The following is a 15,895-nucleotide window of genomic DNA, read 5'->3' on the forward strand; positions in this document are numbered from 1 at the left end:
GGCAAGACCCCGTTTATGACGCAGAATCGTCGGCCGAGGCCAGATTCTGCCGAAATGGAAGTCATGAATTGGATTCCTTGCCCACCTCCGTGTTCGACCTTCCCGATCACCTCGCCCCCAAGGCCGACCCGGCGCTCATCGCCCACGACGAGCGGCACTTCGCGGCCATGGCGCAGGGCCTCGCGCAGCTGAACGCCGAGCTGTCCGACCGTCTGGACACCGCCCGCCGGGCGCCCGGCGGCAAGGGCCGGCAGGCCGTCGACCGGGACGAGGAGGTCCGCCGGCTGACCGCCCGCCTGCGCTCGCTGAGCCGCTACGGGCTGGACCTGTGCCTCGGCCACGTCGTCGGGGCGGACAACCCCGAGCCGGTGTACGTCGGACGTCGCGGCCTCACCGACAGCGCGGGCCAGCGGCTGCTGCTCGACTGGCGCTCACCCGCCGCCGAGCCGTTCTTCGGCGCGACCCATGCCAACCCGATGGGCCTGGCGAGCCGCCGCCGGTACCGCTGGACCCGCGGCCGGATCAGCGACTACTGGGACGAGGTGTTCACCCCGGACGGGTTCGTGGGGCACGCCGTCGCGCTCGACGACCAGTCCGCGTTCATCGCCAGTCTGGGCGGCGCCCGGTCGGCCCGGATGCGCGACGTGCTCAGCACGATCCAGGCCGACCAGGACGCCATCATCCGGGCGGGGTCGGCCGGCACCCTCGTGGTCGACGGCGGTCCGGGCACCGGCAAGACCGTCGTCGCCCTGCACCGCACCGCGTACCTGCTCTACTCCGACCCGCGCCTCGGTCAACGCCGGGGTGGAGTTCTCTTCGTGGGGCCGCACCAGCCCTACCTGGCCTACGTCGCCGACGTCCTGCCCAGCCTCGGAGAGGAGGACGTGCAGACCTGCACCCTGCGCGACCTCGTCGAAGAGGGGGCCACGGCTACCGTCGACGCCGACCCGGACGTGGCCCGGCTGAAGTCCTCGGCCGAGCTGGTCCGGGCGATCGACGCGGCCGTCCGGTTCTACGAGGACCCACCCGTCGCCCCGATGACGATCACGGTTGGCGACTCCGACGTCCGCCTGAGCGCCGACGACTGGGCCGACGCGTTCCAGGCGCCGGGTCCGGGCACCCCGCACAACGAGGCGCGCGAGGACATCTGGGAGGAGTTGCTGACCATCCTCATCGACCGGTACGACGGCGAGGAGCCGGACGCCGTGCTCCGTGACTCGCTGCTGCGGAACCGGGAGCTGCGGGCGACCGTCAACAGCGCCTGGCCGTTGCTCGACGCGGCCGATCTCGTGGGTGACCTGTGGTCGGTGCCCGCGTACCTGCGCAGGTGCGCGCCGTGGCTCAGCCCGGAGGAGGTCCGCAAGCTGCAACGCGACGAGCCCCGGGCCTGGACCGTGTCCGACCTGCCGCTGCTCGACGCGGCCCGGCAGCGGCTCGGCGACGCGGAGAGGGCGGGGCGCACCCGGCGGCGCGACCCCGCCGCCGCCGTGGAACGCGAGCACATGGCCCGGGTCGTCGACGAGCTGCTGGCGGCCGACACCTACGACGACGGCGAGGGTCTGCTGGCGATGCTGCGCCAACCCGACCTGCGCGACGTCCTGGTCGACGACTCCGCGCTGCCGGACGCCGACCCGGACCTGCTGGCCGGCCCGTTCGCACACATCGTCGTCGACGAGGCGCAGGAGCTGACCGACGCCCAGTGGCAGATGCTGCTGGCCCGCTGCCCGTCGCGCAGCTTCACCATCGTGGGGGACCGCGCCCAGGCCCGGCACGGGTTCACCGAGTCGTGGCAGGAACGGCTCAAGCGGGTCGGGCTCGACCGGGTGACAGTGGCCTCGTTGACCATCAACTACCGGACGCCGGCGGAGGTCATGGCGGAGGCCGAACCGGTCATCCGGGGCGTACTCCCCGACGCCAACGTGCCCACCTCCATCCGCGGCAACGGGCTCCCCGTCGTCCACGGCTCGGCCGCCGACCTGCTGTCGATCCTCGACACCTGGCTCGCCGACCACGCCGAAGGAATCGCCTGCGTGATCGGCGACCCTACCTTCGCGCCGACGTCCCGGGTCCGTTCTCTGAGCCCGGAGCAGGCCAAGGGCCTCGAATTCGACCTGGTCGTCCTCGTCGACCCGGAGGCGTTCGGCACCGGCATCGAGGGGGCGGTCGACCGCTACGTCGCGATGACCAGGGCGACCCAGCAACTCGTGCTTCTGACCAGCAGCTGAGGGTGTAACGTCGCGCTCTTCGGCTGCCGCGCCGCCGGAGTCCGCGAAGGCGCATCCCCATGACGCAACCCACGCCCCCACGGCGTCGACTCGACGCCGCACTGGCCCATCTCGCCATTACCTTCCGTGGGATGACCGCCCACCCCGACGACGGCAACTGCGAGTGCCACTGGGGCAGCGCGGAAGAACTTGCGTTGCTCAAGACCCCGGACGTCGAGCTGGACCCGGACCTCCTGCGTCGCACGTACTGGGCCGGCGACTGGGGCTTCCCCGCCGCCATGCTGCGCCGGATCCTGCCCCAACTCGCCGCGGCCCTGGTCAGCGGCGAGGTAGAGCGTCTGGCCAGCATGGACCATGCGGGCCGTGCGTTCGCGCTCGGCCGCTGGCAGGAGTGGCCCACCGAGCAGTCGACGGCGATCCGCGAGTTCCTGGACGCCTGGTGGGTCGTCACGCTCACCGACCCAGACGCCGAGGTGCCGCCGCACGCGGTGCTGGCCATGCTCGTGGAAGCCTCTGGCGTGCTCGGCCGTTGGCTCGACGCCTGGGCGACGGCAACCAGCCCCCTGGCGAATCAGCGGCTCGCCGAGGCTTTCGGAGAGTGGGAGTACGACCTGCTCTGCGAAGATCTGCCGTGGAGCACCTGGGAACTCACGGGCGACGAGGAGGAGAGGCTCCGCGTGGAGCTGACCGCCTGGCTGCTCCAGCACGCCCCGGCCCGGCTGCGGATGATCGGCGCCGACCCGAAGCGGCTGCACCGGATCAGACTGCTCGGCCTCGCCGGACCGGCCCGCTGGGACGACCCGCATTGGCCGGACCTCGGCCTCTGACCGGGCCGTCCCACCGCTCATCCCACCAGGGCTGCCCCGAGGCGGCCCTGGTGGGATGCGGAACTAGTTACCCAACGTGACGTGGAGAATTTTCTCGTTGCTGTTGTTCGGGGTGCTGTCCTTGTCACCGACGTTGGTGGTGGTCAGCCACAGCCCGCCGTCCGGAGCCGGCTCGACCGTCCGCAGCCGGCCGTAGGTGCCACTGAAGTACGTCTGCACGTTCGTCAGGCTGCTGCCGCTGATCACCGCGCGGTACATCCGAGCGCCTCGGGCGCAGGCCACGTAGAGCGCGTCGCGGACGATCGTGATGCCGGAGCAGGACCCTTCGGCAGTCGGGTACGTGCGCGCCGGCGCGATGAAGCCGGCCGTACCGCAAGCGCCGCTGGTGCCCTCACAGGCCGGCCAGCCGTAGTTTCCACCCTTGGTGATCAGGTTGGTCTCATCCATCACCGAGTTGCCGAACTCCTGCTCCCACAGCCGGCCCTGCGAGTCGAACGCCAGCCCCTGCGGGTTGCGGTGGCCGTAGCTCCACACGTAGTTGCCGAACGGGTTGTCCGAGGGGACGGTGCCGTCCGGGTTGAGTCGCAGGATCTTGCCTTCGAGGCTGGACCGGTCCTGGGCGTAGTTGCCGTTCTGGGCGTCGCCGGTGCTGGCGTACAGCTTGCCGTCCGGGCCGAACCGCAGGCGACCACCGTCGTGGTACTTGTTACGCCGGATGCCGCTGAGCAGGACCTGCTCGCTGGCGGTGTTGAGTCGCCCGTTCTCCAGCCGGATCCGGACGATGCGGTTGTCGCTCGGCGAGGTGTGCATGACGTAGAGCCAACGGTCGCTGGAGTAGCTGGCCGAGATGGCGAGCCCCAACAGGCCACCCTCACCGTCGGTGCTCTGCACGTTCGGCACGGTGCCCAGGTTGGTCTTGGCCCCGGTGCTCGGGTTGAGCTGGATGATGTCGTGCGCGTCGCGCCGGTTGTAGAGCACGCTGCCGTCGGGCAACGTCACCAGACCCCACGGGATGTCGGTGTCGGTGGTGACCTGCCGCACCCCGCACACCGGGTTGGCGCACGCCGCGCCGGTGGTCACCGTCGCGGTGCCGCTGCGCGACGAGGCGTTGTCCTGCGCGTCCCGAGCCACCACGTAGTACTGGTAGGAGGTGTTCGCCGTCAGGCCGCTGTCGGTGAACGTGGTCGCCGGCGGCGCGCCGGTGACCGTGCCCACCTTCGCGCCGGCCCGGTAGATGTCGTACGCCCGCACCCCGATGTTGTCGGTCGACGCGGTCCAGCGCAGCGTCACAGTGGTGCCCGACGCGGTGCCGGTGAGCTGTTGCGGCGCGGTGGGCGGCTGACTGTCGGCCTGACAGGGCGGCGGTGTGATCGAGACGGTGGCGCTCGCCTGCGACACGTTGCCGGCGGCGTCGCGGGCGTTGACGTACAGACCCCAGGTCGCCCCGGCAACCACGGTCAGGTTGGTGGAGAGCGTCGTACCGCTCACCGACGTCATCAGCTGGCCGTCGTGGTAGATGTCGTAGAAGGCCACCGCGACGTTGTCCGTCGAGGCGTTCCACGCGAACGTCACCGAGTTGCAGGTCAGACCGCTGACCCGAGGGCTGCCCGGCGCCGTCGGCGGCTGGCTGTCGGCGCTGCCGAAGGACGTCGTCCACCGTTGGTTGGACTGCCCGTTGCAGGTCCAGAGACCGACTGTGGTGCTGTTGGCGGTGCCGGCGCCGTTCACGTCCAGGCACAGGCCGGACTGGACGCCGACGATCGTCCCCGAGGTGGTGGTCCGCCAGCGTTGGTTCGCCCCACCGGTGCAGTTGTTGATCTGTAGCGCCGCCGGCGCGGTGGTGTCCTGACCGACCACGTCCAGGCACATCGTGTCGTCGTAGACCCGCAGCTCACCACTCGAGGTGAAGGTCCACGCCTGATTGGCCTGGCCAGTGCAGTCGTAGATGTTGATGCCGGCACCGGCGGTCCTGACGTTGCCGACCACGTCCAGGCAACGACCGCTGGCCACGCCGACGACTGTCGAGGGCGCCGCGGCGGACGCCGGCACACCGACGGCCAGGCTCAGCAGCGTCACCGCCGCCATCGCCACCGGCAACAGCCGTCGTCGTGGGCGTAGTGAGTTCCTCCGTGCGACGACTCGCATCAGTCCTCCAGGCTCAGGGCATCGACCGGCCCACCCAGACGACGAATCGCCCGACCACGCCGAACATGCACATCGACCATCAAAGATGCATTGGTCGCACAAGTCAAACGATGTCCCTCGATCGGGGGCAAACCTGCAGAACGGCGTACGCATCGCTCAGCTGTCCCGCATCGTCTCCCGGACGTGGCGACGGGCGTGATGGATCCGCGACTTCAGCGTGCCGATCGGGATGCCCAGCTGCCCGGCGATCTCCTGATAGTCGAGCTGACACAGGTCGCGGAGCACGAGGGCCGTCGCCAACTCCGGCCGGTGCGCCTCCAGCCGGTCCAGCGCGTCCAGCAGGTCGAGGCGCGACCCGGCGATGACGCTCGTCGTACGGGGGTCGGCCACGTCGACGGGCAGCAGCGCGCTGGGCCGCTCGGCTGCTCGTCGCCGCAACGAGCGGTAGGTCTGGCGGGCGCAGTTGGCGACCACGGTGTGCAACCAGGTGGAGAAGAGCGACCGCCCCTCGAAGCGTTGAATGTGCCGGGCCACCTGCAACAACGCGTCCTGCGCCGCCTCCTCCGCGTCCTGCCGACAGGGCAGGAACCGCCCGCACTGCTCCAGCACCCGTGGACCGATCGCGGCCAGCAGCGCGTCGAGTGCGGCGCTGTCACCGGCCGCCGCCCGCCTCGCCAGCTCCTCGGTGTCAGATTCCTTCACCACCCGCGCTCCCCCGCTCGTGGGCGTCACCGGAGCCCCGGCCGCCGGATAATACGACCGTGTCCATCCCGCCGCAGGTTGGCCGGTACCGCATCGCACGCCCCGTCGGCGCCGGTGCGTTCGCCACCGTGTGGCTGGCGTACGACGACGAGCTGCACTCGTCGGTGGCCGTGAAGGTGCTCGCCGACAACTGGGCGCAGCGGGCCGACATCCGGGGGCGCTTCCGCCAGGAGGCCCGGTTCATGCGGCAGGTCGACTCCGATCACCTGGTCCGGGTGTTGGACGTGGGTGAGCTGCCCGACGGCCGGCCGTACCTGGTGATGACGTACGCCGCCGGCGGCACGCTCGCCGACCGGCTGACCGGCGGGCCGATGCCGGTGCGCGAGGCGCTGCGGATAGCCGCCGCCATCGCCAGAGCGGTGGCGGTGCTGCACGACAACGGCGTGCTGCACCGTGACCTCAAGCCGTCCAACGTGCTGTTCGACCCCACCCCGACCGGCGACCGGGTGTTGGTGGCCGACCTGGGGCTGGCCAAGACGCTCGCGCACGCGTCCGGGTTCACAGTGGTCGCCGGCACGCCCGCCTACATGGCGCCGGAGCAGCTCGTCCCCGGCGGTGGGATCGACGTGCGCGCCGACGTGTACGCGATCGGCGCGCTGACGCACCACATGGTGACCGGCTCGCCGCCCGGGCAGCCGGTGGTGGCGGCACCCCGCGTGCCCGTCGCCGTCGAACGCGCGGTCCGCCGGGCGTTGCATCGCGATCCGGGCCGCCGCTGGCCCACCGCTGCCGCGTACGCCTCGGCGTTGGAGGGTCTGCTGGCCAGCCGGCAGCTCGCGGCCCGACCGCCGCTGCGGCGCAGCCGCCGGCTCCTCGCCGCCGTCGGCACCGTGGCCGCGACACTGGTCATGGCCGGATCCGCCACCGCCTCCACCGCGCCGCACAGCTGGACACGGGTGGGTGACGCGACCGGCGCTGTCTCGGTGGCCGTTCCGGACGGCTGGGCGCGGCAACTGCGCGACGGAGGCTGGGACCCGGCGGTGATCGGTCTCTCCGACGAGCGCCGCCCCGGCCTGCTCATCGGGGCGGACCTCAGCGACTGGTCCGATGTCGACAGCGTGACACCGGGGGTCTTCGTGGGAGTGAGCCGTGCTCTGCGCGGAGCGGAGCAGCCGGCGCTGCCCGATCACAGCGGATGCGCCCCCGTCGCCGGTCGGGCGGTCAGCGTCGCCGCGTTCAGTGGGACCGTCCGGCACTGGGCGCGCTGCGGGGGCACGCAGACGTCGTTCAGCGAGGTCACCCTGGTCGCTGCCGCCGGCACCTTCGGGGTGTACGTCCAGGTCAAACAGATCGACGACGTCGACCGCACCGACGAGATCCTCGGCACACTGCGGGTGGACACGTCGCGGGCCACGCAACGCTAGTACCGTTCCCAGTTGCCGGCGAAATCGACAGTGCGCCATCGACGCGTCTCGGTGCCGCCGTCGAGCTTGCGGACGGTGGCCTGCACGGTGTTGTCACGCACGACGCGATACGAGACGAACGTCATGACCCGGTCTCCGCTCGGACTCGGAGCGTCCCCCAGAATGACCGGCCGCGCCCACCGCACCCGGCCGGTGTAGTCGAGCTGGACCGGCACGAGGGCCTGCCGCCGCGCGGCGCCGGAGTTGCCCAGTTCGACGAGGACGAGCGCGTCCTCGGTCGACGGCGCGTTCGCCGGCTCCTCGGTGATGAACTCGGCGTACACCGGCCGGGCGCCGTTCGGCAGGATCCGGCAGGGGATGTCGAAGCCGTTCGACCCGTTCCGGAACGTCACGGAGTCGTCGGACTCGCCGCAGAACTTCAGATCGCGGATGACCGCGTTGGGCCAGTCGGTCCGCCTGATCTCGCTCACCGGCGTGGCCGGCCCTGAGGTGCGGGTGGCCGGAGCACCCGGGGTGGTACTACGGGTGGTCGGAGCACCCGGGGTGGCGCTGCCGGTCGCCGCAGCGCTCGACACCGACGGGCTCGACGGGCTCGCGCTGGTGGACGGAGAGCCGGCGGGCCCGGCGTCGCCGCCGACCCGATTCACCGGCGACGTGCAACCGGCGACGAACGTGAGGGTGAGCATCGCACCGACGAGCAGGTTGCCGCGCATGGGTGGTCCTTCCTCCGCGGGGTCTGTCACAGGGTCTGATGCGCCGGTACGGGCGATGGTTCACGCGACCGGGGCGGCACTTCTGCCCACCATCGGCGCACCCGCCCTCCACCTCAAGTCGTAAGCGCATTGCCGTCTCGCGCCAGATGGCTCGGGGCGGTCACTCGAACAGGCTTGTTCCACGGCATCGGGTGACGCCGTACGGACCTGCTCCGGACACCCGTTCGCTTAGGAAAGGCACAGGCAGACGATGCGCTCTCTTTCCCTTCTCGCCCCCGCTGCACCCCGGCCGGTCGTCCGACTCGGCGCGGTGCTCCTGACCACTGTCGTCATCGCTGTCAGCGCCGCTGGCTGCGGAGCGGCGCAGCACGACCCCGCACCGCCCATCGACGCTCCAGCGGCACCGGCCGCCGCGAGCGGGGCGGGTTCCACCCTGACGGGCGCCGACGTCAACGCCTGGCTCGACGGCCTGCTGCCGGCCGCACTCGACCGTACCGGCATCGCGGGAGCCACTGTCGCCGTCGTGAACGACGGCAAGATCCTCACAACCCGGGGGTACGGGTACGCCGACACCGGCGGAGGCGGAAAGGCAGGCGTACCGGTCGACCCGGACCGTCATCTGTTCCGGATGGGATCGGTGTCGAAGCTCGTCACCGCCACCGCGGTGCTGCAACTCGTGCAGGACGGGAAGCTCGACCTCGACACCGACGTCAGGACGTACCTCGACTTCGAACTGCCTCTGCGCCACGAGCGGGCCGTCACCCTGCGGCACCTGCTGACGCACACCGCCGGCTTCGAGGAGCGGATCGCCGGCCTCATCGGCACCGACGGCAGCGACCTCAACCTGCGCAAGGCCCTGATGACCGACCCACCGGAGCAGATCTACCAGCCCGGCACCGTCCCCGCGTACTCCAACTACAGCAACGCGCTCGCCGGCTACATCGTCGAACGCGTCAGCGGAACGCGCTTCGAGGAGTACGTCCAACGCAACGTCCTGGACCGCGCGGGCATGCCGTCGTCGACCTTCGAGCAGCCCCTCCCGGCGGCGCTGCGCGACCGGATGTCCAACGGGTACGACACCTCCGCCGGGCCCGCCGTGCCGTTCGAGATCGTCGGCACGCCCCCGCCCGGTGCGCTGAGCGCCCCGGCGACGGACATGGCCCGATTCATGCTCGCCCAGCTCGGCGAGCCGGTGGGCTTCGCGCCCCTGCTGGACCAACCGACCCGTGAGCTCATGCAGCGGCCGGCACTCGACGCGACGTCGTTGGGCACGCTGGCCGCCGGGCCCCGGATGACCCTCGGATTCTTCGCCGAGGACCGCAACGGCCACCGGATCCTCGGCCACGGCGGCGACACCAAGTACTTCCACTCGCACCTGCAGATCTACCCCGACGACCGCGCCGGAATCTTCCTGTCCCTCAACAGCAACGGCTCCGGCGCCCTCGACAGCCACGAGCTTCGCGATTCGGTAGTGAACGGCTTCGCCGACCGCTACTTCCCCGCCCGCGGCGACCAGCAGACCGTCGGCGTGGACCCGGCGACCACCGCCGAGCACGCCGCGCTGGCCGCCGGCACCTACGAGTCATCGCGAGCGATCGGGAGCAACTTCCTGACGGCGATCGGCCTGGTCGGTCGGACCACTGTCAGCGTTGCCGACGGCGACCGGTTGCTGGTGGACCCGGGCCCGCTGTCGGACTCTCCCGCCCTCTACGAGGAGGTGGCGCCCTGGGTCTGGCGCGAGGTCGACGGGCAGCGCACGATCGCCATGCGGGCGACCGACGACCGGGTCGAGGCGATCAGTTTCGACTCCGCGTTCGCGTTGCTGCCCGCCGAGCCGGCCCGCGCCTCCGCCGTGGCCGTCCCGGTGCTGGCCATGTCCACCGTCGTGCTGCTGCTCGCCGTGCTGTCCTGGCCGGTCGGCGCGATCGTCCGCCGTCGGCTCGGGCGCGCTCCCCGGGAACGGGCGGGGCGCACCGCGCGGATCCTGAGCCGCCTCGCCGTCGCCGGCACGCTGCTCGCGTTCGCCGGTTGGGTGCTGGCCATCGGCAGCATCATGAGCCTCCAGGACGTTCCCGGGCCCGCACTGCGCACCGTCCAGGTGCTGCAACTGGTCGGTCTGCTCGGAGTGCTGCCCGCCGCCGTCCGGCTCGTCGACGACCTGCGACGCCACGTCGGCTGGCGACGGATCACCGGCAGCAGCCTGATCCTGTTCGCTCTCGCCGGAGCGGGCTGGTTCGCCGTGGAGTTCCAGCTGCTCGCGCCTAGCATCTCCTACTGACCCGCCCGACCCGGGACGATCCGGAGCAAGGATGCGCACCGCATGAGGGACCACGTCGACACCGAACCCGGCACACCGCGACTGACGAAGTGGCTCGACGGACGGCTCACCCGGCTCGGGGTGAACGGCGTGTTCCGCCGGGACTGCCTGCTGGCCGCGGCGCTGACCGTCCTGACGTTCGTACTGCTCACCGCGCTGTTCTGGTTCGTGGCACCGGAAGATGGGGTGTCGTTCGACCCGGCGCGGGCCTGGCTGCTCGTCACCATCAGCTGCGCGCAGGCGATGCTGCTGTGCCTGCGTCGGGTCCGGCCACTGCTCTGCCTCGCGCTCGTCGTCGGCCTCCAACTGCCCATCATCGGCTTCTCACTGCCGGAGGCGACCATCCGGGGCCTCGCACCGTTCGTCGCGGCGTACACGGTCGGGTCGTTGCTGCCGGTTCGCCGTGCGCTGCTGGCCGGCAGCGCGGTCGTGGTGGTGGAGTCGATCGGGGCGGCCGTCGTGGTGACCCCGGATCTGCTGACGGCCATCGCGTACGTCTCGGCGAGCGCCCTGACATACGCCGGCGCGACCTTCGTCGGCGGCTACGTGGCCACCTACCGACGCTACGTGGAGTTGGTCGGGGTACGGGCGGACGAGGCGATCCGGGAGCAGCGCACGAAGGTCCAGGCGGCGATCGGCGCGGAGCGTTCCCGGATGGCCCGGGAGTTGCACGACGTGGCCGCGCACCACCTCTCCGGCATGGTCGTGCAGGCGGCGGCGGTCGAGCGCCTGATCGACCGGGACCCGGCGGCCGCGAAGGCCGGTGTGGCCTGGATCCGTAGCCAGGGCAAGGAGACCCTGGACAACCTGCGGCTGGTCGTCGGTGTGCTGCGCGGCAGACCGGGGCACGAGGGCGGCGACGGTGCCACTCCGGTGCCGGGGCTGGGCATGCTCGACGACCTCGTCCGCACCGCGGGCGACCTCGCCGGTCCGGTGGAGTTCGTCCGGGAGGGCGAGCAGCGCGAGGTGCCGCCGATCGCTGACGTCGCGCTCTACCGGATCGCGCAGGAGTCGCTCAGCAACGCACGCCAGCACGCTCCGGGCGCTGCGGCGCGGGTGGTGCTCCGCTTCGAGCCCCGCTCGGTGTCGCTGGAGGTGGTGAACGAACCCGCCGCGCCGCGACGCGTACCGGCGGCACGCACCGGTGGCGTCGGCCTGGTGGGCATGCGTGAGCGGGCCCAGCTGGTCGGGGCGACGTTCTCCGCCGGTCCGACGGCGGCCGGTGGCTGGTCGGTCGCCGCGACGCTCCCGACGAACGGTCCCGCCGCATCCCGCCCGAAGGAAGAGGCCCCAGCATGATCAGAGTGATGCTCGTGGACGACCAGGCAGTGGTCCGCGCCGGCTTTCGCGTCATCCTGGAGCAGGCTGGTGAGATCGAGGTCGTGGCCGAGGCGTCGAACGGGTCCACCGCCGTCGAGCTGGCCCGCCGGCTGCAACCGGACGTCATCTGCATGGACGTCCGGATGCCGCACGGCGACGGACTCACCGCGACCCGGCAGATCGTCGCCGAGGCGAGCGGGACGCCACCGGCGGTGCTGGTCGTGACGACCTTCGACCTCGACGAGTACGTCTTCGGCGCGTTGGAGTCCGGCGCCAGCGGGTTCATCCTCAAGGACTGTGAGCCCGAGGAGCTGATCGAGGCGATCCGTCGGCTGGCGAGCGGGTACGGGCTCGTCGACCAGGCCGTCACCCGTCGGGTGATCTCCGAGTTCGCCAGGCGTACGCCCGCTCCCCGCTCGGACGCGGCGGCGGCGCACCAGCTGACCGCGCGGGAGACCGAGATCGTGGAGTTGCTCGCGCAGGGCCTGTCGAACGTCGAGATCGCCGAGCGGCTCTTCATCGAGACCAGCACTGTCAAGTCGCACCTCGGGCGCGCCATGACCAAGATCGGCGCACGGGACCGGCTACAGACCGTCGTGTGGGCGTACCAGAACGGGGTGGTCCACCGGTGACAGCGACAGTGGTCCGCTGCCCGGCGGCGGCGCGTGCACCCGGCGTCGAGAGTGGACATTGTCGGAGTACGATCCGGGTCGTACCGCTGTGGTGACCTCCAGCTGACGACCCCTCGATAGGAGCCTGGCATGGCCGGCCCGGACCCCGAACTCGCCGCGAAGCTTCAGCCCGACGTGCCGCACGCGGCACGGATCTGGAACTACTGGATGGGCGGCAAGGACAACTTCCAGTCCGACCGGGCGGCCGGCGACGCTGTCGCCGAGGTCTACCCGGAGATCGTCCTCATGGCACAGCAGTCCCGTGTGTTCCTGGTGCGGGCGGTGCGTTACCTCGCGGCCGAGGCGGGCATCCGGCAGTTCCTGGACATCGGCACCGGCCTACCCAGCATGCAGAACACGCACGCGGTCGCCCAGGGCATCGCGCCCGACTCCCGCATCGTCTACGTGGACAACGACCCGATGGTGCTGGTGCACGCGCGGGCGTTGCTGGCCAGCACGACGTCGGAGGGTGTCACCACCTACGTACCGGCCGACTACCACGACCCGGAGAAGATCCTCGCCGAGGCGGCGCAGACGCTCGACTTCAGCCAGCCCATCGCCGTGATGTACATGGGCGTGATGGGCTACGAGCCCGACCTGGCCGAGGTGCGGTCGATCGTCGAGCGGACGATGGCCGCGATGCCGTCCGGCAGCTATCTCGTGCTCTGGGACGGCACCGACACCAGCCCCGCCGTGGTCGCCGGTGCCGAACGGCTGGCACAGAGCGGTGGAGTGCCGTACATCCTGCGCAGCCCGGAGGAGCTCGACACCTGCTTCGCCGGGTTGACCAAGGTGGAGCCCGGCCTGGTGCCGATCCCGCTGTGGCGACCGGACGACGCTGACGCGGTCGGGATCGACGCCTACGGGGCAGTGGCCCGCAAGCCCTGACCGACACGACGTCCGCCCCGCTCCCGCCGTCGCGCCGGAAGCGGGGCGGACGTCGTTCACCGGGCGTCGTTCACCGGGCGCAGCTCATGGTCAGCCCGTCGGGAACCGCACTGGCCGTCACGAGCATCCCGAACGTCGTTGCCCCGTCCAGCGCCAGCGTCCCGTTGTAGGACGCGTTGCGGACCGACACGTCGGCGCCGGTGGTCTCGACCACCCCACCCCAGACCGTCTGGATCCGCTCGTCACCGGACCACCGCCAGGAGACGTGCCAGCGGTCCAAGGGTTGCGTCCCGGTGTTGCGGACCGTGACCGTGGCGACGAAACCGTTGCCCCAGCGGGCGTCGATCGTGGCCGTCGCCCGGCACGAGGCCAGCGGGGCGGTCCGCGCCGACCCGATCATGTACGGGTCGCGCTTGCCGTCGGGGTCGCTGAACCGGTACCAGTACTCCGTGTCGGGGGTCAGACCCCCGATGGTCACCGTGCCGAAGCGCTCCGGCCCGGAAACGGCCTCGGCCACCGGCGTCCGCCACTGTTGGGCGTCCTCGCGGCTGGCGAAGAGGCTGACGGTCATCGGCGGGTCGTAGCCGCAGGGCGGTCGGAAGAAGATCGAGTACGAGATGGTCACGCTCGTGGTGGTGACCCCGGCGACGCTCCCGGTGATCGGCAGAGCCGGCGGGCAGGCGATGGTCGGCGACGGCGACGGCGTGGCCGACAGGGTGGGGGTGGGCGTCGCGTCGGTGCCGCTGGTCGTCCCGGTCCAGGCGGCCAGCGCCATGGTGGTGACAGCGAGGAACATGCGAAGCATCGGAACCTCCGTGGTCAGCGGGCACCGATGACCGAGGTGGTATCCGGCGCGCGCTCGGGTTTCCGGTCATCGACGAGGCTGCCCGGCACGGGTGACATGGTCACACCGCGCGCCCCGTGGACCGGAGGAGATCTGGTGCGCGCTGGCTCCCCGAGCACGACCGAACCACAGCATGGCAGTCGACAGGCATCGATACAACCCGATCCCGCCGGCCCGTCACCGGGGAGACGGATCGACCCGCACCCGATCGCTCTCCCGGTCGGAGAGGAAGGACGCCAGTGCCTGCCCCTGCTCGGCCACGGCATCCCGGTCCGTCCGAGAGAGTCCGCCGAGCGGTCTCACGACAACCGTCCCCGAATCGACGGTCCAGGTCGCCGCGACCCGGCCGTCGACGAGCACCACGCGCTCACCGGCCACCGAGAGGTTACGGTGCGCGTCGTCGATGATCCGGCTGCGGTCGTCGTAGCCGAGGATCGCGTTGTCGAACGCCGGCAGGAACCGCACCGGGGCGGGTGTGTCCGGGTCGGGGCGCGGTGCGGCGGGAAGGTCGATGAGCTTCCGGCCACGCTCGTCGCGAAAGGTCACCAACTCGTCCCGCATGGCGGTCACCACTGCCGGCAGCCCGGCGAGACCACACCAGGCGCGCAGGTCGGCCGTGGCCGCCGGGCCGAACGCGGCCAGGTAACGGCGCACGAGCAGCCGGCCGACCTCGTCGACCCCGGTCGCGGCCGGCGGGTCGATCTCCCGGCCGAGCCAGGCGGAGAGCAGGACGTAACGCGCGCCTCCCTTCGCCCGCCACACCCCGCGCGGCGGGACCTGCGTCATCGGGAGCAGCGCGACAGCGATCTCGCCCAGCACGCGCAGCCCCGGCGTCGGCCACCGCTCGCTGAGCGCCCGCCCGATGTCGGGCATCGAGCGGGGCTCACCGTCGGTCACCACGGCAAGCGCGGCAGCGGCGAGTTCGTCGAGGTCCACCCCGTCGAGCGCGCCGCGGTAGACCCCGAGCACGCGTTGGCGCAGCATGGCGTCGTGACGGGTGCGCCAGGCCACGACGTCGTCGGCGACGAGCAGGTGGACGGTGCGGCGCATGAGGTGGGTACGCACCACGTGTCGCTGGGTCAGCAGGGTCGAGAGCACCGTCGGGTCGAACGCGCGCAGCCGCGACCACAGCCCGACGAACGGCTCCTGCGGCTCCTGGGCCTGCAGGCCGCCGAGGTGGGCGACGGCGTCGAGCGCCGGCAGGTCGGCGCGGTCGAGCAGCAGCTGCCGGGCGAGCGTCGCACGGTTGAGCGCCAGCGTGTCGAGAATGGTCATCGGGTCCCTTCGGCCGGCCTGATTATCCGACCCGGGGCCGACAGTCTCGGGTACGCGGACTCGCCCCGCCCGGCGAGGCCGGACGGGGCGAATTCGAGCGGGGTGGACCGATCAGTGCTTGCCGACGAAGATCCCGATGCCGTTGGCGACCATTCGCTCCGTACCGTCGGACGGGCTGTTGCGGGCGGTGGCCGCGGCCTGGCCCGGCTCACGGACGGCGACCGTGCTCGTTCGCCATCGCCGCGACGACAGTGCGCTGCGCCACCGCGCCGGGGTGCAGCAGGTCCAGGGAGACCTTGTTCTTCTAGAGGTCGGCGGTGAGCAGGTAACCGACGGTGACGCCCCGGGGCATTGTCACCTCGAACGAGCCGTACGTGACGCCCGGGGCGAGCTGCTCGGTCGAGGTGATGGTGATCGGGGTGCCGGTCGCGGGTACCGTGGCGGTCGCGGCGTGGGCGACGCCTGCCGGCGTGACGAGCGCGGTGAGTCCCGCCGCGAGCAGCAGCGCCAGACGTGGGCGTACGAGGTGCGGTGACCTCATTGC

At 71.4% G+C, this 15,895-nt stretch carries 13 protein-coding genes; 7 read left to right on the forward strand and 6 right to left on the reverse strand.

The genetic code is table 11. The annotated features are described in order from the left end of the window. The first annotated feature begins 77 nt into the window (after positions 1–77). Positions 78–2,225, forward strand: coding sequence for an RNA polymerase recycling motor ATPase HelR (gene helR, locus ACFYPG_RS03685; RefSeq protein WP_387350065.1), 2,148 nt, complete (start codon positions 78–80; stop codon positions 2,223–2,225). A gap of 59 nt (positions 2,226–2,284) precedes the next feature. Continuing rightward, positions 2,285–3,052: a hypothetical protein gene (locus ACFYPG_RS03690; RefSeq protein ID WP_355006173.1), complete on the forward strand. Its 768-nt coding sequence runs from the start codon at positions 2,285–2,287 to the stop codon at positions 3,050–3,052. Between the two features lie 63 nt (positions 3,053–3,115). On the opposite strand, the gene ACFYPG_RS03695 is transcribed toward ACFYPG_RS03690, so the two are convergent. Then, positions 3,116–5,197 carry a PQQ-dependent sugar dehydrogenase gene (locus tag ACFYPG_RS03695; RefSeq protein WP_355006174.1) on the reverse strand — a complete coding sequence of 694 codons (2,082 nt, stop codon included), beginning with the start codon at positions 5,195–5,197 and terminating at the stop codon, positions 3,116–3,118. A gap of 156 nt (positions 5,198–5,353) precedes the next feature. Beyond that, positions 5,354–5,902 carry an RNA polymerase sigma factor gene (locus ACFYPG_RS03700; RefSeq protein ID WP_355006175.1) on the reverse strand — a complete coding sequence of 183 codons (549 nt, stop codon included), beginning with the start codon at positions 5,900–5,902 and terminating at the stop codon, positions 5,354–5,356. A 56-nt stretch (positions 5,903–5,958) separates the two neighbouring features. Between ACFYPG_RS03700 and ACFYPG_RS03705 the strand changes: the two genes are divergently transcribed. Next, positions 5,959–7,323, forward strand: a complete 1,365-nt coding sequence (locus tag ACFYPG_RS03705; RefSeq protein ID WP_355006176.1) for a serine/threonine-protein kinase — start codon at positions 5,959–5,961, stop codon at positions 7,321–7,323. On the opposite strand, the gene ACFYPG_RS03710 is transcribed toward ACFYPG_RS03705, so the two are convergent. Beyond that, positions 7,320–8,036, reverse strand: a complete 717-nt coding sequence (locus ACFYPG_RS03710) for a hypothetical protein (protein ID WP_355006177.1) — start codon at positions 8,034–8,036, stop codon at positions 7,320–7,322. The genes ACFYPG_RS03705 and ACFYPG_RS03710 overlap by 4 nt on opposite strands. A gap of 250 nt (positions 8,037–8,286) precedes the next feature. On the opposite strand from ACFYPG_RS03710, the gene ACFYPG_RS03715 reads away from it, so the two are divergent. From ACFYPG_RS03715 to ACFYPG_RS03730, 4 genes are all read left to right on the forward strand, one after another. Beyond that, complete coding sequence (locus ACFYPG_RS03715) at positions 8,287–10,314, forward strand: serine hydrolase domain-containing protein (RefSeq protein WP_387350068.1); 2,028 nt, start codon at positions 8,287–8,289, stop codon at positions 10,312–10,314. Positions 10,315–10,356: 42 nt separating this feature from the next. Beyond that, complete coding sequence (locus ACFYPG_RS03720; RefSeq protein ID WP_387350069.1) at positions 10,357–11,652, forward strand: sensor histidine kinase; 1,296 nt, start codon at positions 10,357–10,359, stop codon at positions 11,650–11,652. Beyond that, a complete protein-coding gene (locus tag ACFYPG_RS03725) occupies positions 11,649–12,305 on the forward strand; it encodes a response regulator transcription factor (protein WP_355006180.1) in 657 nt (218 codons plus the stop codon). Before ACFYPG_RS03720 ends, ACFYPG_RS03725 begins: the two co-directional genes overlap by 4 nt. 129 nt (positions 12,306–12,434) lie before the next feature. Continuing rightward, on the forward strand, positions 12,435–13,232 hold the full coding sequence (locus tag ACFYPG_RS03730; RefSeq protein WP_355006181.1) for an SAM-dependent methyltransferase: 798 nt from the start codon (positions 12,435–12,437) through the stop codon (positions 13,230–13,232). A 70-nt stretch (positions 13,233–13,302) separates the two neighbouring features. On the opposite strand, the gene ACFYPG_RS03735 is transcribed toward ACFYPG_RS03730, so the two are convergent. From ACFYPG_RS03735 to ACFYPG_RS03745, 3 genes are all read right to left on the reverse strand, one after another. Continuing rightward, positions 13,303–14,037 (reverse strand): cellulose binding domain-containing protein, encoded by a 735-nt coding sequence (locus tag ACFYPG_RS03735; RefSeq protein ID WP_355006182.1) that lies wholly within the window; start codon positions 14,035–14,037, stop codon positions 13,303–13,305. A gap of 216 nt (positions 14,038–14,253) precedes the next feature. Then, positions 14,254–15,351: a winged helix DNA-binding domain-containing protein gene (locus ACFYPG_RS03740; RefSeq protein WP_355006183.1), complete on the reverse strand. Its 1,098-nt coding sequence runs from the start codon at positions 15,349–15,351 to the stop codon at positions 14,254–14,256. Between the two features lie 304 nt (positions 15,352–15,655). Further along, a complete protein-coding gene (locus ACFYPG_RS03745) occupies positions 15,656–15,892 on the reverse strand; it encodes a hypothetical protein (RefSeq protein ID WP_387350071.1) in 237 nt (78 codons plus the stop codon). Positions 15,893–15,895 lie beyond the last annotated feature (3 nt).

This window comes from Micromonospora sp. NPDC005553 (assembly GCF_042871765.1).
Taxonomy (GTDB): domain Bacteria; phylum Actinomycetota; class Actinomycetes; order Mycobacteriales; family Micromonosporaceae; genus Micromonospora.